20 protein-coding genes are annotated in these 21,283 nt (G+C 71.5%); 10 read left to right on the top strand and 10 right to left on the bottom strand.

Features of this window, described 5'->3' with window-relative positions; translation table 11 throughout:
• The first annotated feature begins 46 nt into the window (after positions 1 to 46).
• The 7 genes from AB0B97_RS20855 (at position 47) to AB0B97_RS20825 (ending at position 6,560) form a co-directional block, all read left to right on the top strand.
• A complete protein-coding gene (locus AB0B97_RS20855; protein ID WP_007457155.1) occupies positions 47 to 283 on the top strand; it encodes an HTH domain-containing protein in 237 nt (78 codons plus the stop codon).
• On the top strand, positions 283 to 861 hold the full coding sequence (locus tag AB0B97_RS20850) for a Clp protease N-terminal domain-containing protein (protein WP_234581619.1): 579 nt from the start codon (positions 283 to 285) through the stop codon (positions 859 to 861). The genes AB0B97_RS20855 and AB0B97_RS20850 overlap by 1 nt, the downstream gene beginning before the upstream one ends.
• A 93-nt stretch (positions 862 to 954) precedes the next feature.
• Positions 955 to 1,959 (top strand): diacylglycerol kinase family protein, encoded by a 1,005-nt coding sequence (locus AB0B97_RS20845; protein WP_357495621.1) that lies wholly within the window; start codon positions 955 to 957, stop codon positions 1,957 to 1,959.
• Entirely contained in the window at positions 1,952 to 2,953 is a 1,002-nt protein-coding gene (locus AB0B97_RS20840) for a YihY/virulence factor BrkB family protein (protein WP_234581621.1), read from the top strand. The genes AB0B97_RS20845 and AB0B97_RS20840 overlap by 8 nt, the downstream gene beginning before the upstream one ends.
• A 71-nt stretch (positions 2,954 to 3,024) precedes the next feature.
• On the top strand, positions 3,025 to 4,515 hold the full coding sequence (locus AB0B97_RS20835; protein WP_357495619.1) for a phosphatase PAP2 family protein: 1,491 nt from the start codon (positions 3,025 to 3,027) through the stop codon (positions 4,513 to 4,515).
• A gap of 17 nt (positions 4,516 to 4,532) precedes the next feature.
• Positions 4,533 to 5,330: an endonuclease/exonuclease/phosphatase family protein gene (locus AB0B97_RS20830; RefSeq protein ID WP_357495617.1), complete on the top strand. Its 798-nt coding sequence runs from the start codon at positions 4,533 to 4,535 to the stop codon at positions 5,328 to 5,330.
• Between the two features lie 54 nt (positions 5,331 to 5,384).
• Complete coding sequence (locus AB0B97_RS20825; RefSeq protein ID WP_357495615.1) at positions 5,385 to 6,560, top strand: hypothetical protein; 1,176 nt, start codon at positions 5,385 to 5,387, stop codon at positions 6,558 to 6,560.
• Between the two features lie 153 nt (positions 6,561 to 6,713).
• Here the strand turns inward: AB0B97_RS20825 and AB0B97_RS20820 are convergent, their stop codons facing one another.
• Positions 6,714 to 7,547, bottom strand: a complete 834-nt coding sequence (locus tag AB0B97_RS20820) for an alpha/beta hydrolase (RefSeq protein ID WP_357495613.1) — start codon at positions 7,545 to 7,547, stop codon at positions 6,714 to 6,716.
• Positions 7,544 to 8,506, bottom strand: coding sequence for a TIGR03557 family F420-dependent LLM class oxidoreductase (locus tag AB0B97_RS20815; protein WP_357495611.1), 963 nt, complete (start codon positions 8,504 to 8,506; stop codon positions 7,544 to 7,546). The genes AB0B97_RS20820 and AB0B97_RS20815 overlap by 4 nt, the downstream gene beginning before the upstream one ends.
• 377 nt (positions 8,507 to 8,883) lie before the next feature.
• Here AB0B97_RS20815 and AB0B97_RS20810 point away from each other — a divergent pair, with 377 nt between their 5' ends.
• Entirely contained in the window at positions 8,884 to 10,275 is a 1,392-nt protein-coding gene (locus tag AB0B97_RS20810) for a cellulase family glycosylhydrolase (protein WP_357495609.1), read from the top strand.
• A 53-nt stretch (positions 10,276 to 10,328) separates the two neighbouring features.
• Here AB0B97_RS20810 and AB0B97_RS20805 read toward each other — a convergent pair whose 3' ends face one another.
• From AB0B97_RS20805 to AB0B97_RS20775, 7 genes are all read right to left on the bottom strand, one after another.
• Positions 10,329 to 10,649 (bottom strand): multidrug efflux SMR transporter, encoded by a 321-nt coding sequence (locus AB0B97_RS20805; protein WP_234581628.1) that lies wholly within the window; start codon positions 10,647 to 10,649, stop codon positions 10,329 to 10,331.
• A gap of 8 nt (positions 10,650 to 10,657) precedes the next feature.
• Complete coding sequence (locus tag AB0B97_RS20800; RefSeq protein WP_357495712.1) at positions 10,658 to 11,923, bottom strand: sigma-70 family RNA polymerase sigma factor; 1,266 nt, start codon at positions 11,921 to 11,923, stop codon at positions 10,658 to 10,660.
• Positions 11,924 to 11,927: 4 nt separating this feature from the next.
• Complete coding sequence (locus AB0B97_RS20795) at positions 11,928 to 12,329, bottom strand: YciI family protein (protein WP_355063832.1); 402 nt, start codon at positions 12,327 to 12,329, stop codon at positions 11,928 to 11,930.
• 93 nt (positions 12,330 to 12,422) lie between these two features.
• The gene (locus tag AB0B97_RS20790; RefSeq protein ID WP_357495607.1) at positions 12,423 to 14,558 is read right to left on the bottom strand and encodes an alpha-galactosidase; all 2,136 of its coding nucleotides are present in this window, start codon (positions 14,556 to 14,558) and stop codon (positions 12,423 to 12,425) included.
• The gene (locus AB0B97_RS20785; RefSeq protein WP_357495605.1) at positions 14,555 to 15,469 is read right to left on the bottom strand and encodes a carbohydrate ABC transporter permease; all 915 of its coding nucleotides are present in this window, start codon (positions 15,467 to 15,469) and stop codon (positions 14,555 to 14,557) included. Before AB0B97_RS20785 ends, AB0B97_RS20790 begins: the two co-directional genes overlap by 4 nt.
• A complete protein-coding gene (locus AB0B97_RS20780) occupies positions 15,466 to 16,422 on the bottom strand; it encodes a sugar ABC transporter permease (RefSeq protein WP_357495603.1) in 957 nt (318 codons plus the stop codon). The genes AB0B97_RS20785 and AB0B97_RS20780 overlap by 4 nt, the downstream gene beginning before the upstream one ends.
• A 21-nt stretch (positions 16,423 to 16,443) precedes the next feature.
• Entirely contained in the window at positions 16,444 to 17,775 is a 1,332-nt protein-coding gene (locus tag AB0B97_RS20775; RefSeq protein WP_357495601.1) for an ABC transporter substrate-binding protein, read from the bottom strand.
• Positions 17,776 to 18,056: 281 nt separating this feature from the next.
• Here AB0B97_RS20775 and AB0B97_RS20770 point away from each other — a divergent pair, with 281 nt between their 5' ends.
• Together AB0B97_RS20770 and AB0B97_RS20765 are read left to right on the top strand one after the other, a co-directional pair.
• Positions 18,057 to 20,048, top strand: coding sequence for a beta-galactosidase (locus AB0B97_RS20770; RefSeq protein WP_357495599.1), 1,992 nt, complete (start codon positions 18,057 to 18,059; stop codon positions 20,046 to 20,048).
• Between the two features lie 37 nt (positions 20,049 to 20,085).
• Positions 20,086 to 20,859: a DeoR/GlpR family DNA-binding transcription regulator gene (locus tag AB0B97_RS20765; protein ID WP_357495597.1), complete on the top strand. Its 774-nt coding sequence runs from the start codon at positions 20,086 to 20,088 to the stop codon at positions 20,857 to 20,859.
• A gap of 104 nt (positions 20,860 to 20,963) precedes the next feature.
• Here AB0B97_RS20765 and AB0B97_RS20760 read toward each other — a convergent pair whose 3' ends face one another.
• Positions 20,964 to 21,239 carry a hypothetical protein gene (locus AB0B97_RS20760; protein ID WP_357495710.1) on the bottom strand — a complete coding sequence of 92 codons (276 nt, stop codon included), beginning with the start codon at positions 21,237 to 21,239 and terminating at the stop codon, positions 20,964 to 20,966.
• Between the last annotated feature and the right edge of the window lie 44 nt (positions 21,240 to 21,283).

The raw sequence follows: 21,283 nt of genomic DNA, 5'->3' as shown, positions 1-21,283 counted from the left end.
TCAACAAAGGTTGACAGCGGGGAGGCTGTCAACGTATGTTGACGGCATGAGTCAGGCGACGGAACTCGCGGCGGCAGCCGGCAGCACCGACCCCCGGGTCGGGCTGCGCGCCGTCCGCGCGCTGCGCCGGCTGCTCGAGCGACTCGAGGTGGTCCAGGTGGACAACGCCCGTCGACAGGGCTGGTCCTGGCAGGAGATCGCCGACGCGCTCGAGGTCAGCCGGCAGGCGGTGCACAAGAAACACGCTGGGCGACCGGCGGTCAACTCATCCTGGGAGGCGTGATGTTCGAACGGTTCACCGAGCGGGCGCGCGGCGTGGTGCGGGCGGCGCTGGAGGAGGCACGGGCCGAGGGTCAGCGGCCGGTCGGCACCGAGCACCTGCTGCTCGGCCTGCTCGCCGACGAGGCCGGCCTGGCCAGTCGGGTCCTGACCGACGCCGGGGTGCGCGCCGACGACCTGCGCGAACGGGTCCGGCGGCACACCAGCGGCGGAGGCGCGGGCCTCGGCGACGCGGACGCGGCGGCGCTGCGCGAGATCGGCATCGACCTGGCCGCCATCGTGGCCCGCATCGAGCAGTCCTTCGGGCCCGACGCGCTGCGCGAGGCCGTGCCCGCGCCGCGGCGCCGGTGGGGGCGTCGACGCTACCTGGGCGGGCCGTTCTCGCCCCGGTCGAAGAAGGCACTGGAGCTGTCGTTGCGCGAGGCGCTGCGGCTGCGCCACAAGCACATCGGCACCGAGCACATCCTGCTCGGGGTGCTGCGAGAGGGTCAGGGGCTGGGCGCGCTGGTGCTCACCGAAGCGGGCGTCGACCTCGACGATCTGCGCCGACGGGTGGAGACCGCGCTGCGGACGGCGGCGTGACGGACGCGTACGCGTTGAAACCTGTCTGTGGCACTTCCGACGCCGGCGCGTCGTCGGGTCGCTGAAGGCGGCCCGGTGCTGCACACTGGCGCCGTGAATGCTGGACAGGACAGGCGCCCCTCAGGTGGCGACGGCGGGCTGCGCTCCGCCGTGGTGGTGAACCCGGCGAAGGTCGACGATCTCGACGGGCTGCGCCGCACCGTGAACGACGCCCTGAGCGCCGCCGGCTGGCCCGAGCCGCAGTGGTTCGAGACCACCGTCGACGATCCCGGCCGAGGCCAGACCGAGCAGGCCGTCAAGGCCGGCGTCGACCTGGTCTTCGCCTGCGGCGGCGACGGCACCGTGATGTCCTGCGTCAGCGGGCTCGTCGGCACCGACGTGGCCCTCGCCGTGCTCCCGCAGGGCACCGGCAACCTGCTCGCCGCCAACCTCGGCCTCTCCACCGACCTCGCGGCGGGGCTTCAGGTCGCCGTCGAACGCGGCCGGCGGCTGCTCGACGTCGGCGCGGTGGAGGACCAGTATTTCACCGTCATGGCCGGCATGGGCTTCGACGCCAAGATGCTCGAGGCCACCAACGAGACCACCAAGGCCCGCATCGGCTGGCCGGCGTACGTCGTGGGTGCCGTGAAGCACCTGCGCGACCGGCCGATGCGGGTGCAGATCCGCATCGACGACCGCCCACCGGTACGCCGCCGGGTCCGCTCGGTGCTGATCGCCAACGTCGGCCGGCTCCAGGGCGGGGTGCGCCTGCTCACCGAGGCCGAGCCGGACGACGGCTGGCTCGACGTCGCCGTGCTCACTCCGCGCAACCTGCGGCACTGGCTCGCGCTCGGCTGGGCCGTGGTCCGCCGCAGCGGTCAGGTGCCGCAGATGGAGGTCTTCCGGGGCCGCACCGTCGAGGTCAGCAGCAACCGCGCGCAGCCGAGGGAACTCGACGGCGACCTCATCGCGCCGGGCCGGCGGCTGCGTGCCGAGATCCGACCGCAGGCGCTGTGGCTCTGCGTCCCGCAGCCCGAGGACGCCCCCGACCTGTCCGTCGACGCCCAAGCCGCCGGGGAGCGGGGCGAGCAGCTGATCGAGGAAGCGCGCCGTGAGTAGCACCCGGATCGTGCCGGAGACCCGGCTGATGGCCAACGAGGAACTGTCGGCCGACGACGCCTGGCACACCCTGCGCCGCAAGGGCGGCTGGCACCTGCTGCGCGACGCGTTCATCCGGTTCCGCTACGGCGACGGGTTCAGTCACTCCCGCGCCTTCGCGTTGCAGCTCTGCCTCGCCGTGGTGCCGTTCCTGATCGCCCTCACCGGCCTGATCAGCGAGCTGGGTGTCGAGGAGGGCGGCCAGGTGGTCGCCGACACCGTGCTGGCGCTCACCCCGGGCCAGAGCGCCCAGGTGGTCGGCGAGCTGCTCGGCGAGGGCGAACGCGTCGAGGACGCCGGCGAGCTGGCGCTCACCCTCGGTCTGCTCACCGGACTGGTCGCGCTGACCACCACGATGGCGCAGATCGAGCGGGGCGCGAACCGCATCTACGGGGTCGAGCGGGACCGCCCGGCCCTGTGGAAATACCTGCGGGCGGCAGTCCTGGCCGTCACCGCCGGTCTGCCCGCGCTGGCCGGCTTCCTGATCCTCGTCGGTGGCGGGGCGATGGGCGACTCGGTCCGCAAGCACTACGAGTGGGGCGAGGTCGCCAACGGCATCTGGGACGTGGTCCGCTTCCCGTTGAGTCTCGCGCTGACCGTGCTCGCCGTGGCCGTGCTGTTCCGGCACGCGCCCCGCCGCAACCAGCCCGGCCTGTCCTGGCTTTTCTTCGGCGCGGGCATCGCCACGGCCCTGTGGTGGTTGGCCAGCCTGCTGCTCGCCGCGTACGTGCGGTTCAGCGACGGCTTCGGCCAGACCTACGGGGCGCTGGCCGGCATGATGGCGCTTCTGCTCTGGGCCAACCTGACCGGCATGGCGCTCTTCGGCGGGCTGGCCTTCGCCGCCCAGTTGGAGGCACTGCGAATCGGTGTGGAGGAGCCGGCGCAGCCCGACCTGTGGGAGCCCGAGGCCGACCGTGCCGAGCTGTTCGACACCGGGGACATGACGGCGCTCTGAGCGACGCCCGGGTGTACGCCGGACCCGGATCGGGTACAGCGCCTCGCCAGGTACAACAAGGGAGGTGCGGGGTGACCGCGGTCAAAGAGGTGGCTCGGCGTCCAATCGGTCACTTCGCCGAGCGGAGCATCGCCGGCCTGGTGGCCGTCACCGGCGCCGGCGTGGCCTTCGGGCTGTTGCTGTTGCTCGTGCGGGTGCGGTGGAGCCCGTTGCAGGACGCCGACCACGCGGTCGCCGAGTGGTTCAACTCGCTCGTCGCCCCGCACCACCCGCTGGTCACCGTGCTTCAGGCGGTGACCGATCTGGGCGGCCGGCCGATCCTCATCTGGCTGGTCACCATCGCGGTGGTCGGTCTGCTGATCCGACGGCAGCCCCGGCTGGCCGTCTACCTGATCATCACCGGGGTCGGTGGGCTGATCCTCGACCCGTCGCTCAAGGCGCTTGTCGGCCGGCTCCGCCCGGTGGTGGACGTGCCGATCGCCAGCGCGCCCGGCAACAGCTTCCCGAGCGGGCACGCGCTCGGCTCGTTCGTCGCGTACGGGGCGCTGCTGCTGGTGTTCCTGCCGGCGATGGCGCCGCGCTGGCGCAAGCCCGCGATCGTCGGCGTCGGTGTGCTGGTGGCGCTGATCGGGCTGACCCGCATCGCGCTGGGCGTGCACTTCGTCTCCGACGTGCTGGCCGGCTGGCTGCTCGGCGCCGCGTGGCTGGGCGTGACCGCGTACGCCTTCCGGCTGTGGCGGCGCGAGCGCGGCAAGCCGGTGCCGCCGCTGAGCGAGGGGCTGGAGCCGGAGGCCGGGCACGACATCGCGCCCGCCCCGGCCGAGGAGCACGTGCTGGCGCACCCCCGCTCGGCGGTGGCCGAGCTGCTGGTCGGCTGGGTGCTGGTGTTCGGCGCGCTGTACGGCTTCGGCATGTACGTCAGCTATCACGCCAAGAACACCTTCTTCGACACCCTGGACACCGAGGTTCCCCGCTGGTTCGCCGCCCGGCACACCGACGTGCTGACCGACGTGAGCTGGTGGTGGAGCAAGTTCGGTGACACCCACGCGATCCTGCTCATCTCGCTGGTGTTCTGCCCGCTGGTGCTCGCGGTGTGGCGGCGGTGGCGGCCAGTGCTGTTCGTGGCGCTGGCGATGGTAGGCGAGCTGACCCTCTTCCTCGCCTCGGCGCGTGTGGTCGACCGGCCACGGCCCCCGGTGGAGAACCTGGACGGGCAGATGCCCACCTCCTCATTCCCGTCCGGGCACATCGCGGCGACGATCTGCGTCTGGCTGGCGATCACCCTCATCGTGTTCCCGCGTACCGACCGCTGGTGGCGGTGGATCTTCGTGGCGATGGCCGTGATCATGCCGGCCGGGGTGGCGACCTCGCGGATGTACCGGGGGATGCACCACCCGACCGACTTCATGGGCGCGATCCTGCTCTCCGCACTCTGGATCGGGCTGCTCTACCTCGTGATCCGCCCGAACGCCGACCTCAAGGAGGGCAACCAGCCGGCCATCGAGTCCGAGGACGTGGACACCCTCGACGACGAGCTGGCGCGCGCCGGCCGAGCCGACTGAGCGCTGCCGTGCGGGCGATGACCTGGAACATCCGTACCGGCGGTCGGGACCGGGGTGGCGCCGACCGGCTGGATCAGGTGGTTCAGGTCGTCAACGAGCAGACGCCGGACGTGCTGGCCCTGCAGGAGCTGCGCGGCTTCGACGCCGATGGGCTGATGGCAGGCGTGGCGGGCCGGGTGGGGATGACGCCCCACCTGGCCCGGTCCTGCTTCGGGCAGCCGGTGGCGGTGCTGGTCCGGCCGCCGTACCGGGTTCTCGCCGCGGGGGCGGTGCGCCGGCCGTTCCACCACGCCGCCGCCCGCGTCGTGGTGTCCACCTCGGCCGGCCCGCTCACCGTGCTCGGCACCCACCTCTACCCGTACTCCGGGGGACGCCGGCGGATGGAGGTCGACTGGCTGGTGGCGGCGCTGCGCCGCGCCCCGGAGCCGCTGACGCTGCTCGCCGGCGACCTCAACTCGCTGGACCCGACGGTCGACCACACCGCCCGCCTGGCCGGCCTGAGCGCTCTCTACCGGCGACGACACCTGCGCCGGGGCGGTGGCGCCGTGGACACCCGCGCGATCGCCCGCCTGCTCGCGGCCGACCTCGTCGACCTGTGGCCGTCGTCAAACGTCGGTGCGCCGGAGGCCGACGGTCTTACCGTGCCCACCCGCTTCGGCGGGGCCGAGTTCGCCGGCATGCGGCTGGACTACCTCTTCGGCAGCCGCGCGGTGGCCGAGCGGGTACGTGGCTGCCAGGTGATCCGTGGTGGAGCCTCGGACACTGCCTCGGACCACTATCCGCTGCTGACCACACTGGACCTGGGCGTCGGCTGACGCTGCCCGCACCGCCGACCCCACGGGCTGGCGCGGCCCGGTTACGGTGCCACCGTGACCGACCGTCCGACCGTTCGCGCTTCGTTGCCCGCGCCGCGCGGCGAGGGCCCGACCGCGCCGACGCTCGCGCGTCTCGCCCGTGACGCGCCGACTCCGCACCCAGGGGAGCCGGCCGTCGTCCCGCTTCCGCTGGTCGCGGCCGTCGCGCGTGCCGTGGCGCTGGTCGTGGTGCTGCCGGTACGCCTGCTCTGGGAGCTGATCGCGGCTGCGGGTCGGCTGCTGCGCCGGCACCTGATCAGCCCGGCCGGTCGGTTCCTGCGGCAGTGGCTGCTGGCCCCGTTGGCCTGGGCGCTGCACCGGCTGCTCTGGCTGCCCCTGCTCTGGTGCGCCCGCACGCTTGTCTGGCTGCCGCTGGTGTGGTTGGGGCGGGGGATCGCGTGGGTCGCCCGCACCCTCATCTGGCTGCCGCTGGTGTGGGTGGCGCGCACGCTGGTCTGGCTGCCGCTCGTGTGGCTCGGACGGGGGATCGCGTGGGTGGCGCGCACGCTCGTCTGGCTGCCGCTCGTGTGGCTCGGGCGGGGGATCGCGTGGGTGGCGCGCACGCTTGTCTGGCTGCCGCTGGTCTGGCTGGGCGGCGCGCTTGCCGCTCTGGGCTCGGCTGCGGGGCGGGCGGTTCGGCGTCTGCTGTGGGATCCCCTGCTCTGGGTGGTCCGCAACGTGCTGCGCCCGCCCGTCGTGGGTCTGGGTCGCGTGCTGGTCTGGCTCGCCGATCACCTGATCCGGCGGCCGCTGCGCTGGCTGGGCGCGACGCTCAGACCCGTTGGACGGCTGCTCGTGCGCGGTCTCGTCCTCCTCGTCGGTGCGCTGGGCGCGGCGCTCGTCGGGTTGGCCCGGGGCATCTGGTGGGCGGTTCGCGGCCTGGGTCGGCTGGTCGTCTATGCCGTGGTCGGCGCCTGGCGCACGGCCGGCTGGCTGCTGCGCCTGGTCTACCGGGGGCTCCTGCGCCCGCTCGGGCATGGACTGCGCTGGCTGTGGCGGCACACCGTGCACCCACTGCTGCGGGGTGTGCGCTGGGTCTGGTCGGTGACGGTGGTACCGGTGGCGCGCGGCGTGCGGGCAGCCTGGCGGGCCACGGTCACCCCCACGGCCCGCTGGATGCGCCGCTCGGTGCTCGACCCGGCCCGGCTGGCCTCCCGGGAGGTGCTCAGCGCCCTGGGTCTGCGGCGCTGACGGCCCGGCCCCACCCGGCACGGTGCTCTCAGAGCACCACGTTGAGCAGGACGGTGAGCAGCACCGAGGCGACGATCGAGAAGAGGATCATCAGGAGGCAGCCGAGGCCGCCGCCGAGGGGTCGAATCTCCGTGTTGCCGAAGCGCATGGGTTTCACCTGTTCACGAGTGTCGGGGCGAGAAGCTGGGGGATCGCGTCGGCGACCGCCGTCGGAGCCGTGGTGGCCACGTTGTGTGCCGCGCGGGGGACGACCACCAGGTTGGCGTCCGGCACCAGTTGGGTCACCTGGGCCCGCCAGTCGGCCGGCGCGACCGGATCCCGCGCGCCGCTGACGACCAGCGTCGGCGCGGTGATCCGGACCAGGTCCGCTTCGATCGTGTTGTGGACCGAGTGCGACAACGTCGCCAGGACCCGCCAGGGTCGGGCGTTCCAGACGTCGCGAAGGAGGATCGGCGCCTGCAACGGCGACTCGCGCAGGGTGTCCACCAGCCACCGGCCGAACTGGGTCCGGCGGGACCGGCCGGCCGGGTCGGCGGTCGGCCCGGCCAGCACCAGCGCGCGTACCGCCTCCGGGTGGGTCGCCGCGAGCGCGGCGGCCACCTCCGCGCCGAACGAGTGCCCGAGCAGGCAGACCGGCGGCAACCGGTACGCGACCAGCCAGGCCGCCAGGTGCGCGGCGTGCCGGCGCACGTCGTACGCCCCGTGGGGGTGCGCGGTCAGGCCGAAGCCGGGCAGGTCCGGCACGTACACCGGATGGGTTTCGGCGAGCGCGACGGCCAGCGGGGTGAGGTAGCGGTGCGAGACCGCCAGGCCGTGCACCAGGACCACCGGCGGGTTGCCGGTGCCGAGGTCCGGGCCACGCCGCGTGTGGGTACGCAGCCCGTCGACGAGGCGCCACTCGCTGGTCAGGCCGGCGGCCGGCCGGGGCGCGGCCATGGCGAGCCGCAGCTCGGCCGGCCCGAACCGACCGGCGGGCGTCAGCCTCACAACTGGCGCAGCCGGGGCAGCAGCTGCTCCTGTGCCCAGTCCAGGAACATCGGCTGGCTCTCGCCGCCGACCTGGATGATCGCCACGTGCGTGAAGCCGGCGTCGACGAACTTGCGGAACGCCTCGACGTGCGCCTCCACGTCCGGGCCGCAGGAGACGCCCTCGGCGACGTCCTCCTCCCGGACGAACTGGGTGGCGGCGGCGAAGGCGTCCGGGTCGGGCAGGTCGGCGTTGACCTTCCACCCCATCCCGAACCAGCGGAACTGGTCGTGCACGATCTTGCGGCACTCGGCCTCGTCCGGGCCGTAGCAGATGGCCACCTGCCCGTAGCGGGGCTGGCCGACGCCACCGGCGTCGTCGTACATCTCGATGATGTGCCGGTCGGGCTCGGTGGACACGAGGCCGTTGCCGTACTCGGCCGCCAGGGTGGCGGACTGCCGGCCGGAGGCGGCGATGGCCATCGGCACCGGCCGTTCGGGGCGGTCCCAGACGTAGGCGTCGGGCACGTCGAAGTGGTTGCCGGAGAAGGTCAACGTCTCACCGTTGAGCAGCGGCCGGATGATCTGCAGCGCCTCCTCGAACATCTCGTGGCGCTGCTGCACGTGCGGCCAGCCGCCGACGACATGCTCGTTGAGGTTCTCCCCGGCGCCCAGGCCGAGGGTGAACCGCCCGTCCGAGAGTGCCCCGATGGTGCTGGCCTTCTGCGCGACCACGGCTGGGTGGTAGCGGCGGATCGGGCAGGTCACGAAGGACATCAGCTCCGCGCGGGAGGTGGCGTGCGCGACCGCGCCGAGCACCGACCAGGCGTACGGGGAGTGGCCCTGGGCGTCGAGCCAGGGATAGTAGTGATCAGAGATCACCAGTTGGTCGAAGCCGGCCGCCTCGGCCCGTACCGCGTGGTCGACCAGCTGCTTCGGACCGGCCTGCTCGCACATCAGGGTGTAGCCGACGCTCACCATCCGGGTATCTCCTTCTCGCCGACGGTTCGTCCCGAGATACCCAGGTCAGCAGCCGTCAACCCTCTCGTCCGGTTCGGACGGGCGATGCTTGACGGATGCCTGAGACCGGCCTACGGTCGTCTTAACCGGTTAAGACCTACGGTCTGGCGCACATCCTGTGGTGGGGATGACCGCCCCGTGACGGCCCGCGTCCGCGCGGGCCGTTGCGGCTGTCTGCGTCCCGGACCGAAATACTGAACCGGTTGCTAGGGCTGATCCATCGCCCTAGGCTGATGCGAGCATCGCCGGGAGTCGGGCGGTGGCTGTCGGGCTGCAGCCGCCTTCCCCTGTCACGTCCCACCCCTGTCGGGCACCGGGGGTCCTCCCTGAGGAAGGCCATGAAGACTCGACTCTCCGCCGCCGGCGCGGCCCTGCTCGCGTTGCTCCTCGCCGTGCTGGCGTTCAGCCAGCCGGCGCACGCCGCGGCCGGCTTCTCCGTCGCGGGCGGCAAGCTGTACGACGCCAACGGCACCGAATTCATCATGCGTGGGGTGAACCACGCCCACACCTGGTATCCACAGCAGACCAGCTCGTTCGCCGACGTCAAGGCGCTCGGCGCGAACACGGTGCGGGTGGTGCTCGCCAGCGGCGACAGGTGGACCCGCAACACCAACGCCGACGTCGCCAACGTCATCTCGCTGTGCAAGGCCAACCGGCTGATCTGCGTGCTGGAGGTGCACGACACCACGGGCTACGGCGAGCAGAGCGGCGCGATCACGCTGGACCGTGCCGTCGACTACTGGCTCAGCCTCGCCGATGTGCTGGTCGGCCAGGAGCGGTACGTCATCGTCAACATCGGCAACGAGCCGTACGGCAACCAGAACTACGCCTCCTGGGCCACCGACAACGCCAACGCGATCAAGCGGTTGCGGGCCGGTGGGCTGACCCACACCATCATGGTGGACGCCCCGAACTGGGGGCAGGACTGGTCGTTCACCATGCGCGACAACGCCGCCTCGGTCTTCGCCGCGGACCCGGCCCGTAACACGGTCTTCTCCATCCACATGTACGGCGTCTTCGACACCGCCGCCGAGATCACCGACTACCTGGGCCGGTTCCGGGCGGCGGGGCTGCCCATCGTGGTCGGTGAGTTCGGCTTCAACCACTCCGATGGTGACCCCGACGAGGACACCATCCTCGCGTACAGCCAGGCCAACGGGATCGGCTGGCTGGGCTGGTCGTGGAGCGGCAACGGGGGTGGCGTGGAGTATCTCGACATGGCCACCGCGTTCAACCCGGCCAGTCTGACGACGTGGGGGCAGCGGGTCTTCAACGGCGCCAACGGCATTCGCCAGACCGCCCGCGAGGCAAGCGTCTTCGGCGGCACCCCGCCGCCGACCACGCCCCCGCCGACGACTCCTCCTCCCACGACGCCGCCGCCGACCACTCCGCCTCCGACCACGCCGCCTCCGACCACTCCGCCGCCCGCCGGTGGCTGCGCGGCCACCTACACCGTCACCAACCAGTGGCAGGGCGGCTTCCAGGCCGAGGTGCGGGTGACCGCCGGCGCGTCGGCGATCAACGGCTGGACCGCCCGGTGGACCCTCGCCAACGGCCAGAGCGTCACCCAGTCCTGGAACGCGACGGTGACCAGCAGCGGCTCCACGGTGACCGCGCGCAACGTGGACTACAACGGCAGGCTGGCTGCCGGCGCCAGCGCCAGCTTCGGGTTCCTCGGCGGCTGGTCCGGCACCAACCCCAAGCCGGAGGTGAGCTGCACGGCGAGCTGACCGACGCCAGGTGGCCGGGCCCGCGTCGGGCCCGGCCACCGCGGCGGCTGCGGTCAGTGCTCCCCGGTCAGGTTCACGATGACCACCCCCGCGATGATCAGGGCGATGCCGGCGAGCTTGACCAGCCCGACCGACTCACCCAGGAACACCGCGCCGATCGCCACGATGGCCGCGGTGCCCAGACCCGACCAGAGGGCGTACGCGACACCCACGGGTATCTCCTTCACGGCCTGGGCCAGCAGGAGGAACGCCAGCGCGTACCCGGTCAGGCACCCCAGCGTCGGCCAGAGGCGGCTGAATCCGGCCGTACTCTTGATCAGGCTGGTCGCCAGGACCTCCGCGAGGATGGCGATCCCCAGCAGCACGTACGCCATGTGGCTCCTCAGTCGTCGGTGGTCGGCGGACCGGCGGCGAGCCGGGCGGCGCGCATGGTGAGGTAGCGCTGTTCGGGAAGGCTGCTGGTCCGCGCGGCGGCGGCGCGGTAGTCCGCGATCGCCCGCTCCCGGTCGCCGGCCATCTCGTGCAGGTGCGCGCGGGCGGCGGCCAGCCGGTGGTGCCCCGCCAGCCGGGGGTCGTCGCCGAGAGCGTCGAGGGCCGTGAGGCCGGCTGCGGGCCCGTGCACCATGGCGGTCGCCACGGCCCGGTTGAGCGCCACCACGGGGGTTCCGGCGAGCCGTTCCAACACGTCGTACAACGCCAGGATCTGCGGCCAGTCGGTCGCGTCGGTGCTCGGCGCCTCGTCGTGCAGGGCGGCGATGGCGGCCTGCACCTGGTACGGGCCGACCGGGCCGCGTGGCAGCGCCCGGGTGACAAGTGCGACGCCCTCGGCGATCGCCGCGGCGTCCCAGCGGTTGCGGTCCTGATCGCCCAGGGAGATCAGCTCCCCGGACGGGCCGGTGCGCGCCGGGCTGCGCGCCTCGGTGAGCAGCAGCAACGCCAGCAGCCCGGCCGTTTCGCTGTCGTCGGGCAGTCGCGTGTGCAGCGCACGGGCCAGCCGGATCGCCTCGGCCGCGAGATCGACACGGCGCAGGGCCGGACCGGCGGTGCTGGTGTGCCCCTCGGTGAAGATCAGATAGAGCACCTGCCGGACGGCGGACAGCCGCTCGGCCCGCTCCGCCTCCTCCGGCATTCGAAACGGCAGCCCGGACGCGCGGATCCGCTGCTTGGCCCGGCTGATCCGCTGGGCCATGGTCGCCTCGGGCACCAGGAACGCGCGCGCTATCTCGGCGGTGGTGAGCCCGCCGACCGCGCGCAGGGTCAGCGCGACAGCCGATGCCGGGGCGAGCGCCGGGTGGCAGCACAGAAAGAGCAGCACCAGGGTGTCGTCCCGCTCGGCGGTCAGTTCCTCGTCCGCTGCCGGCGCGTACTGCCGGTCGTCCGGGTCCCGGCGGGCGACCAGGTCCTCCCGGCGGCGCCGGGCCTGCTCGCCGCGGATCAGCTCGATCATCCGGCGGTAGCCGACCTGGATCAGCCAACCGCGCGGGTTGGCGGGCAACCCGTCAACCGGCCACTGGGTGGCGGCGGCGAGCAGCGCCTCCTGCACGGCGTCCTCGGCGGTGGCGAAGTCACCGAACCGGCGGGCGAGCACGCCGAGGACCTGCGGCGCCAACTCGCGCAGCAGGTCCTCGATGTGGGGATCGGTGGTCAGCCGCTCACAACTCCTCGGTGGGTGCGGACATCACCGGGTGCACCTCGATCGGCATGTTCAGCGGCCGACCACCGGGGCCGGGCGCGGTGGAGATGTACGCGGCCACCTCCACCGCCCGCTGCGGGCTGTCGCAGTCGACGATCCAGAAGCCGGCGAGGAACTCCTTCGTCTCGGCGAACGGCCCCTCCGTGACCACCGGCGTGCCGCCCTCGCCGGCGCGTACGATCCGCGCCTGCTGCGGGCCGCCGAGGCCCTGCGCGTCGACCCACTCCCCGGCGGCGGTGAGCTTCTCGTTGACCTCGCCCATGAACGCGATGTGGGCCCGGACCTCGTCCGGGGTCCAGGTGTCGATGCTCGGGAAGTCGGTCCCGGTGGCGCTGAACTGCATCAGCAGCATGTACTTCATGGTTCGCCCCTCACGTCCGCGCACCGTCGTCGGTGCTCTCACCCTGAGGTAGAAGCACGCCGCACCGTTCTCGACACTCCGGCGGAAGAATTTCTAGCCGACCTCGTCGACCTCCAGCACCAGGCTCTGCTCCGGGTGCAGGGCGGGCAGCTGCACACCGACGCGGGCCAGCGCCGCCCCGCTGAGCGTGACACCGGAGGCCAGCCACGGTGCCGCGGACCGTTCGACTGTCGCCGGTGCGGGTACGCCCGCCACCGCCCGCACCCGGTAACGCCGGGCCGGGTCGAGGCCGGGAAGCCGTACCGCGCCCGGGGTCTGCGCCACCGAGGTGGCCAGCGTGGCCACCGCGTACACCGCCCGGGTCGTGTCGTGATCGACCACGCCGTGCGCCCAGACGGCCGGGTCCGGGTGGTCGACCCGGACCACCCGGCCGGCGTGCAGCAGCGGGCGCAGCCGCTTGTGCAGTGCCACCCAGGCGGCCAGCTCGGTCTGTTCGGCGGCGCTGATGGAGGCGATGTCCCACTCGATGCCGTGGTGGCCGAACAGCGCGGTGGCCGCCCGGAAACCCAGGTCGTGCACGCGGTGGGTGGTGTGCGAGCGTTCCGGGCCGATGTGCGTGCCGATCAGCTCCGGTGGCAACAGCAGACCGGTCCAGCGCTGGATGCTGAGCCGTTCCAGGGCGTCGTTGCAGTCGCTGGCCCAGACCCGGTCGGTGCGGGCCAGGATGGCCAGGTCCACCCGGGCGCCGCCGGACGAGCAGCTTTCGATCTCCACGCCGGGATGCCGGCGGCGCAGCTCGTCCAGGAGGCGGTAGACCGCGAGGGTCTGCCCGTGCACCCCGGGCCGGCCGTGGTGCCCGGCCTCGGTGAGGTCCCGGTTGTGGTCCCACTTGAGATAGCTGATGCCCCGATGGTCGCTAAGTAGCGCGTCGAGGCGTTCGAGGACGTGGTCGTACGCCTCCGGACGGCCCAGGTCGAGCACCTGCTGGTTGCGCCAGGCCGGCGGCAGCCGCCCGGGCACGGCCAGCAGCCAGTCCGGGTGGGCGCGGAACAGGTCGGAGTCGGGGTTGACCATCTCCGGCTCCACCCACAGGCCGAACTGGAGGCCGTGGCCTGTCACGTGGTCGATGAGCGGTTGCAGGCCGTCGGGCCAGACGCCCTCGTCGACGTACCAGTCGCCGAGCCCCGCGGTATCGTCGCGCCGGCCCCGGAACCAGCCGTCGTCGAGCACGAACCGTTCCACGCCGAGGTGCGCGGCCCGGTCGGCGAGCGCCCGCAAACGGTCCAGGTCGTGGTCGAAGTAGACCGCCTCCCAGACGTTGAGGGTCACCGGGCGGGGTGAGCGCGGGTGTCCGGGCCGGGCCCGCAGATGAGAATGGAGTACGTCGCTGAGCCCGTCCAGCCCGACGTCGGACCAGACGGCGTGGAGCAGGGGAGTGGCGTACTCCTCGCCGGGGGCGAGCCGGATCTCGTCGGGCGCGAGCAGTTCGCCGCCGCCGAGGGTGGACTCGCCTGTGGGACGCCGCTCGGCGACTGTGACGTGGTCGCCGCTCCACGCCGTGTGCACCGCCCAGACCTCGCCGTGGCCGAAGCCGAACCCGGCGGTGCCGGCGACCAGCAACAGCGTGGCGTCGTGCCCGGTGCGCCCGTGCCGGCCCTCGCGCACCCAGGCGCCGTGCTGCCACGGGTGGCGTTGCGGCGAGCGCTCCCGACACCAGCGGCCGGTCAGGTCGAGCAGTTCGGTGGCGACCGCCGGCACCGGCAGCACAGGGGTCAGCCCGCGCACCTCGTACGCGCCGTCGCCGTCGTTGCGCAGGCGATGGCGAATGGTCAGCAGGCCGTACGGGTCGAGGGTGATCTCGATGGTCAGGCCCAGCCCGGCGGCCCGGTCCGACGCCCGCACGGTGACCCGCGCCGGAGCGTCGGAGGGCGTGTCGACGTCGAGACCGTCGAGCTGGAACGCGGTGGACCAGTCCCGCCCGTCGCGATGACCGGCCAGACCCGGCCGGCCGCTCCAGCCGGCGCTGGCCTCCGGCAGGAGCGACAGCGCGGGCGGCTCGTCGAAGCTGCTCGGCACCACGGGTGGCACTGTCGCGTCGGTGAGCTGCCGGAGGGCGTCGGCGTCGAGGTCGCCGACGTCGCCACCCCAGTGCACGACCCGGGGCAGCCCCGGGCCGCGCGCGTCGAGCACCAGGTGAGTCCGCGCGCGGCGCAGGTGCAGGATCGTCATCCCTTTGAGGCTCCCAAGGTCAGGCCCCGGACGAAGTGCCGCTGGAGCATAAAGAAGATCACGAGGGTGGGGATCGCGACGAGCACGCTGCCCGCCGAGACCAGGTTGTTGTCGGTGAAGAACTCACCGCGCAGGTTGTTGAGTGAGCTGGTCACCGGGAACTTGTCGCCGGTGCGCATGAGGACCGTGGCCCAGAAGAACTCGTTGTAGATCCAGGTCACCTCCAGGGTGGCGAGCGCCGCCAGGGCCGGCCGGCACAGCGGCATGGTGACCTGCCAGTACTGTCGCCAGACGCTGGCGCCGTCGACCATCGCCGCCTCGTACAGGTCGCGGGGCAGCGCCTTCATGTAGTTGCTGAGCACGAAGACGCAGAACCCGCACTGGAAGGCGACGTTGATCAGGATCAGCCCCCAGTAGCTGTCGTAGAGCAGCTCGGAGTCGCTCATGAACTCCGGCAGCGGCACCTCGGTGAACAGCCGGAACAGCGGGATGAGCAACGCCTGCTGCGGCAGCAGGTTGGCGGCGGTGAACACCCCGAGCAGGACGAGGTTGATCTTCCAGTTGAACCGGGCGATGACGAACGCCACGCAGGAGGCGAGGAAGAGCGTCAGCAGCACCGCCGGCACGGTGATGTAGACCGAGTTGAGGAAGTGCTTGCCGAACTCCGCCGTCTGCCAGGCGGTGACGTAGTTGTCGATGGTCCAGCCGCCGAACGAGACGTAGCCGTTGGCTGCCGTGTACTCGTAGGAGCGCAGCGAGGTCAGCACGGCCCAGGCGATCGGGAAGATCCAGGCCAGCGACACGACGATGAGGAAGCCGTGCAGCAGCAGCCGGGCCGGGGTCAGCTTGCGGCGGCGGACCGGGATGTCCGTGCCATCCTCGGTACGCCGGGTCACTGTCGCGGTGCTCATTCCCGGTTCTCCCTCATCACGGTCGCCAGGTAGATGGTGATGAAGACCAGCGAGACGACCAGCATGATCGTCGCCAGCGCGGAGCCGAAGCCGATCCGGCTCGCCTCACCCACCACGTTCTGGGTGACCAGCGCCGAGATCAGCTCCAGGCCGTTGCGTCCCTTGTTGACGACCCAGACCAGGTCGAACGCGCGCAGCGACTCGATCACGGTCACCACCAGCACGATGATGTTGATCGGCCGCAGCACCGGAAACACGACCCGGAAGAACGTCCGGCTCTCCGAGGCGCCGTCGACCGCGGCGGCCTCGCGCAACGATGGGTCGACACCCTTCAGGCCGGCGAGGTAGAGCAGCATGATGTAGCCGACGTGCCGCCACCCGGAGGCGACCATGACCGCCCAGATGTTGACGTTCGAGTCGCCGTACCAGTCGATGTTGCTGCCGAAGACGGCGTTGATGAGACCCTGGTCGCGGGAGTAGAGCAGCTGCCAGACGAAGCCGATCAGTGCCAGCGAGAGCACCACCGGCAGGTACAGCGCGGTCTGGTAGAAGCGGCTGCCGCGCAGCTCCTTGTCGAGCAGCACGGCCAGGAACATGCCGAACGGGGTGGCGACGACGAACAGCACGGCCAGCCAGAGCAGGTTGTGCTGGATCGCCGGCACGAACGGCGGGTAGATGTTCACGACGTCGCTGTAGTTGCGGGCGCCGACGAAGTCGATCTCGTTCAGTGGGCCGATGCCGTCCCAGTCGGTGCCGGAGAGCACCACTGTCGCCAGCGCAGGAAGCCAGACGAAGGCGGTGACGAGCAGCAGCGGGACGAGCACCATCAGCGTGATGACCACGCGGTCGGTGCGGGACAGGAGCCGTAGCCGCCGGCGACGACCACCCGTTGAGGTGGTCGCGGCCGGCGGCGGCACGGCGCGATCCGCTTGGATCAGGGGCAGGTCGGACACGATGTCCTCCCCCTTCCGCCGTCAGTCAGTGAAGATCGACTTCTTCTGGTTCTCGATGGACGAGGTCAGACCGTCAATGTCCTTGGGGTTCTTGATGAACTGCTGGATCGCCGGGATCATCACCGTGGAGGCGAAGTCCGGCCGGGTGTCCCGGTCGAGGAACTGCGCGATCTCGGTGGCCGATCCGACCAGCTCGGCGGCCTTCTTCTGCAGGGCCGTGTAGCCGCCGACGTCCGCGCCACTGTTGGCGACGAGGACGGCCGGGTCGTTCTTGAGGTTGATGTCCGCGGCGGCCTTGCCACCGAAGTACTCCAGCAGCTTGCGGGCGTTGTCCTCGTTCTTGGGCTTGCGGGCCATCATGTAGCCGTCGATCGGGGCGTCCAGGGCCTTCGCGCCGATTGCCGGGTCGATCTCGGGGAAGGTGAAGAAGTCGAGGTCGTCCTGCTCGTCGTTGCTGAACTGCTGACCGACGAAGAGGCCGAGCAGGTACATGCCGCTCTTCTTCTGCTGCAACGACTGCGCGGCCTCCTGCCAGGTGCGGCCGAGGCTGTCCGGCTGGTGCAGGGGGAGCAGGCCGGCCCAGGTGTCGAAGACCTTCTTGACCTTGTCGGAGGTCCAGGCCTCCTTGCCGGCCATCAGGTCGACGTGGAACTGGTAGCCGTTGATCCGCAGGTTGAGGATGTCGAAGGTGCCCATCGCCGGCCAGCCGTCCTTGTCGGCGAACGCGATCGGGGTGAGGCCGTCCTTCTTCATCTGCGCGCCGAGCGCGGTGAACTGGTCCAGTGTGGTGGGCACCTGGTAGCCGTGCTGCTGCCACACCGACTTGCGGTAGAAGACGGCCCACGGGTAGTACGTCGCGGGGACGAAGTACTGCTTGCCGTCGTCACCGGTGGACGCCTTCTTGAAGGCATCGGAGTAGCCGGAGAGCTTGCCCCACACGTCGCTGATGTCGCTGGCCAGGCCCTTCTGCGCGAAGAAGCGCATCCGGTAGCCGGCGAACCAGGTGAAGACGTCGTCCGGCTTGCCCTGGAGGTAGTTGTTGATGTTCTCCTGGAAGGTGTTGTGGTCGACCGTGTTGGTCGCGACCTGCACGCCGGACGAGGTCTTGAACCCGTCGGTGACCTTGGCGAGGACGTCCTTGGGCTTCGGGTCGGACTGGTTGGACCCGAGCGTGACGTCCTTGCTGGACCCGCCGGAGCCGGAGTCGTCGTCGCCGCAGCCGGCGAGCAGGCCGGTGCCGAGCAGCGCGCCCGTGCCGGCCGCGCCGGCCAGCAGTGACCGTCGGTTGATGCCGGCGACGGAGGGCGGTACGAGCCGAGCCAGATACTCGGCTTGGGATCGGGGACGGGACATCTGTGCCTCCTGCGGATGAAGAGGTGCTACGCCCAAGGGCCGTCAGAGGTGAAGAGCGGTCCGACCTTGTGAATACACATCGTGATCCACCGAGAATCCACATTGGCGAACACGATCGGCCAGTGGGGCCTCAAGCTACCCCTCCATAGGCCGCTGTCAAGAGGTCTGTTCGCCTCCGATAACCCAGTCGTGATACGGCTGTTACGTGGTAAACGTTGGAAACGAAGTCGATGTTGGAACCTGTTGACTTCCGTGCGGCGGCGGGTGCACCCTCAGCTGTCATGCGGCGATGGCAGGGGAACGGCATCTATTTCGGCGGCGACTACAACCCCGAGCAGTGGCCCGAGCAGACCTGGTCGGAGGACATCGAGCTGATGCGCCGGGCCGGGGTCAACCTGGTCTCCGTCGGCATCTTCTCCTGGGCCCTGCTCGAGCCCGCCCCGGGCCGGTTCGAGTTCGGCTGGCTGGACCGGGTCCTGGATCTGCTGCACGAGGGTGGCATCCAGGTCGACCTGGCCACCGCCACCGCCAGCCCGCCACCCTGGCTGGCCCGCGCGCACCCGGAGACGCTGCCCCGCCGGGCCGATGGCGCGATCCTCTGGCCGGGTGGGCGGCAGGCGTACTGCCCCAGCTCCCCGGTGTTCCGCGAGCACTCCCTGGAGCTGGTGCGGGCGGTCGCCGGCCGCTACGCCGAGCATCCCGCAGTGGTCATGTGGCACATCTCGAACGAGCTGGGCTGCCACAACGTGCACTGCTACTGCGACGTCAGCGCCGAGGCGTTCCGGGGGTGGCTGCGGGAGCGATACGGCGACCTGGACCGGCTCAACGACGCCTGGGGCACGGCCTTCTGGAGCCAGCGTTACGGCGACTGGGCCGAAATCAACCCGCCGCGCACCGCGCCGACCCTCGCCAACCCCACGCAGCAGCTCGACTTCCTGCGCTTCTCCTCTGACGAGCAGCGCGCCCAACTGCGCGCCGAACGCGAGGTGCTGGCGGCAGTGGTCCGCCAGCCGATCACCACCAACTTCATGATCGGCATGGGCGTCAAGCACATGGACTACCACTCCTGGGCGTCCGATGTGGACCTGGTGTCCAACGACCATTACCTGACCGCCGCCAACCCGCAGGCGCACCTCGGGCTGGCCTTCGCCGCCGACCACACCCGGGGCGTCGCCGGCGGTGACCCGTGGCTGCTCATGGAGCACTCCACCAGCGCGGTCAACTGGCAGCCGCGCAACGTGGCCAAGCTGCCCGGCCAACTGCGCCGCAACAGCCTGGCGCACGTCGCCCGCGGCGCCGACGGGGTGCTGTTCTTCCAGTGGCGGGCCTCCCGGGCCGGCGCGGAGAAGTTCCACTCCGCGCTGCTGCCGCACGCCGGCCCGGACACCAAGGTGTTCCGCGAAGTCAGCCAGCTCGGCGCGGATCTGAAAGCGCTGGCCGAGATCCGCGGCAGCCGCGTGGACGCCGACGTGGCGATCCTGTTCGACTGGGAAGCGTGGTGGGCGGTCGAGCTGGATTCGCACCCCAGCGCCGACGTCACCTACGCCGACCGGATCAACGCCCTCTACGGCGCGCTGTGGCGGGCCGGCGTGACAGCTGACATCGTCCACCCGTCGGCCGACCTCAGCGGCTACCGTCTGGTGCTGGTGGCCACCCTCTACCTGGTCCGCGACGCCGACACCGAGGCGCTGCACCGGTTCGTCGAGGGCGGTGGCACGGCGGCCGTCACCTACTTCAGCGGCATCGTGGACCCCAACGACCACATCCGGCTGGGCGGGTACCCCGGGGCTTTCCGGGACCTGCTGGGCGTACGGACCGAGGAGTTCTTCCCGCTGCGCGAGGGCGAGCGGGTCCGGCTCGACGACGGCAGCACCGCAGACGTGTGGACCGAATGGCTGCACGCCGAGGACGCCGAGGTGCTGGCGTCGTACACCGACGGGCCTCTGCCGGGCGTGCCGGCGCTGACCCGGCGGCCGGTCGGCGCGGGCGCCGCCTGGTACGTCGGCACCCGGCTGGACGAGCCGGCCACCGACCGGCTCGTCGCCCGGCTGCTCGACGAGGCCGGGGTCCGTCCGGTGGCGCAGGCGCCGACCGGGGTGGAGGTGGTACGACGACGTGACGGCGAGCGGAGCTGGCTGTTCGCGATCAACCACACCGATACCGAGGTACGCGTCGCGGCAAGCGGCGCCGAGCTGTTGACCGGGACGCGGTGTGCGGGTGAGCTGACAGTGCCGGCCGGCGAGGTTGCCGTGGTCCGTGAGGACCGGGCCTGACTTGGGCGACACCCACGATGCGAAGGAGGTTCCCCAGATGCTGGCCCAGCAGCGGCAGACCGCCATCCTCGATCTGATCCGCCAGCGTGGCGGCGTACGGGTGAGCCACCTGGTCAGCCGGTTCGGCGTGTCCGACATGACGATCCGGCGCGACCTGGAGGTGCTGGCCGAGCGCGGTCTGGTGGACAAGGTCCACGGCGGCGCGACCCTCGCCGGGCCGGGCTCGGCCGAGGAGCCCGGGTTCGCCGCGAAATCGATCCGCCAGCAGACGGAGAAGCGGGCCATCGCCGAGCGGGCGGCAACGATGGTGGAGCCGGGGATGGCCATCGCGCTGTCCGCCGGGACGACCACCGCCGCGCTGGCCACCCTGCTCTCCGATGTGCACGGGCTGACAGTGGTGACCAACTCGATCCCGGTGGCCGACGCGCTCTACCAGAACCCGCGTGCCGACCAGACCGTCGTGTTGACCGGCGGCATCCGTACCCCGTCGGACGCGCTGACCGGTCCGGTGGCCGAGGCGGCGATCAGCGCGCTCAACGTCGACCTGCTGTTCCTGGGTGTGCACGGGCTCAGCCCGCGTACCGGCTTCACCACGCCGAACCTGCTGGAGGCCGGCGTCAACAGGTGCCTGATCGGCGCGGCCCGCCGGCTCGTGGTGCTCGCCGACCACACCAAGTGGGAGACGATAGGCATCGCCACCATCGCCCCGCTGGAGGCGGCCGACGTGCTGATCACCGACGTCGGGATACCCCCCGAGGCCCGCACCACGATCGGCGAACAGGTCGGCGAGCTGGTCGTCGTGGAGACGTGACCGTGACCCACTCGGCTTCCTGGAAATCGGGGTGTCCTCTTCGGCGGGACACCCCGCCTTCCAGGAACACGAGTGGATCACCCGGTCACCGGCTGGCAGGGCGGCTAGGGGCCGCCGACGGGAAGGCAGGCGCCGCCGTGGTCCGCCTGCCGCCCACACCGGCGGCGATCAGGCATGATCCGGTCGCAGAAGACCCAATGTCGTACGTGCTGCGCGTCCTCGGCCGACACGGTGGCCCCGGCGACGTCGACCTGCGGTGTCGAGGTCAGCGCACGGGCGAGCCAACGGGCCAGGTCCAGCGCCTCGGCCAGGTCGGCCACCGCCACCGGCAGGTGGATAACGTGTCGGGGCGGTGGCTCGGCCGGCTCGGTGAAGGCCAGCACGACGGCCCGAGGCAGCGGCACGAAGATCCGGTCCGGTGGGA

The organism is Micromonospora sp. NPDC049004, from assembly GCF_040649315.1.
GTDB lineage: Bacteria > Actinomycetota > Actinomycetes > Mycobacteriales > Micromonosporaceae > Micromonospora.
Note: the sequence above shows the minus strand (reverse complement) of the source record. Positions and strands in the feature narration are given on the sequence as shown.

Coding starts and splice junctions, on each gene's coding strand:
- AB0B97_RS20815 (WP_357495611.1), bottom strand. CDS start 8,506: ATGGTGAGCGTCGGCTACACCCTGATGTGCGAGCAGGCCGGTCCGAAG.
- AB0B97_RS20795 (WP_355063832.1), bottom strand. CDS start 12,329: ATGAAGTACATGCTGCTGATGCAGTTCAGCGCCACCGGGACCGACTTC.
- AB0B97_RS20785 (WP_357495605.1), bottom strand. CDS start 15,469: ATGAGCACCGCGACAGTGACCCGGCGTACCGAGGATGGCACGGACATC.
- AB0B97_RS20830 (WP_357495617.1), top strand. CDS start 4,533: ATGACCTGGAACATCCGTACCGGCGGTCGGGACCGGGGTGGCGCCGAC.
- AB0B97_RS20855 (WP_007457155.1), top strand. CDS start 47: ATGAGTCAGGCGACGGAACTCGCGGCGGCAGCCGGCAGCACCGACCCC.
- AB0B97_RS20765 (WP_357495597.1), top strand. CDS start 20,086: ATGCTGGCCCAGCAGCGGCAGACCGCCATCCTCGATCTGATCCGCCAG.
- AB0B97_RS20790 (WP_357495607.1), bottom strand. CDS start 14,558: ATGACGATCCTGCACCTGCGCCGCGCGCGGACTCACCTGGTGCTCGAC.
- AB0B97_RS20850 (WP_234581619.1), top strand. CDS start 283: ATGTTCGAACGGTTCACCGAGCGGGCGCGCGGCGTGGTGCGGGCGGCG.
- AB0B97_RS20775 (WP_357495601.1), bottom strand. CDS start 17,775: ATGTCCCGTCCCCGATCCCAAGCCGAGTATCTGGCTCGGCTCGTACCG.
- AB0B97_RS20810 (WP_357495609.1), top strand. CDS start 8,884: ATGAAGACTCGACTCTCCGCCGCCGGCGCGGCCCTGCTCGCGTTGCTC.
- AB0B97_RS20805 (WP_234581628.1), bottom strand. CDS start 10,649: ATGGCGTACGTGCTGCTGGGGATCGCCATCCTCGCGGAGGTCCTGGCG.
- AB0B97_RS20770 (WP_357495599.1), top strand. CDS start 18,057: ATGCGGCGATGGCAGGGGAACGGCATCTATTTCGGCGGCGACTACAAC.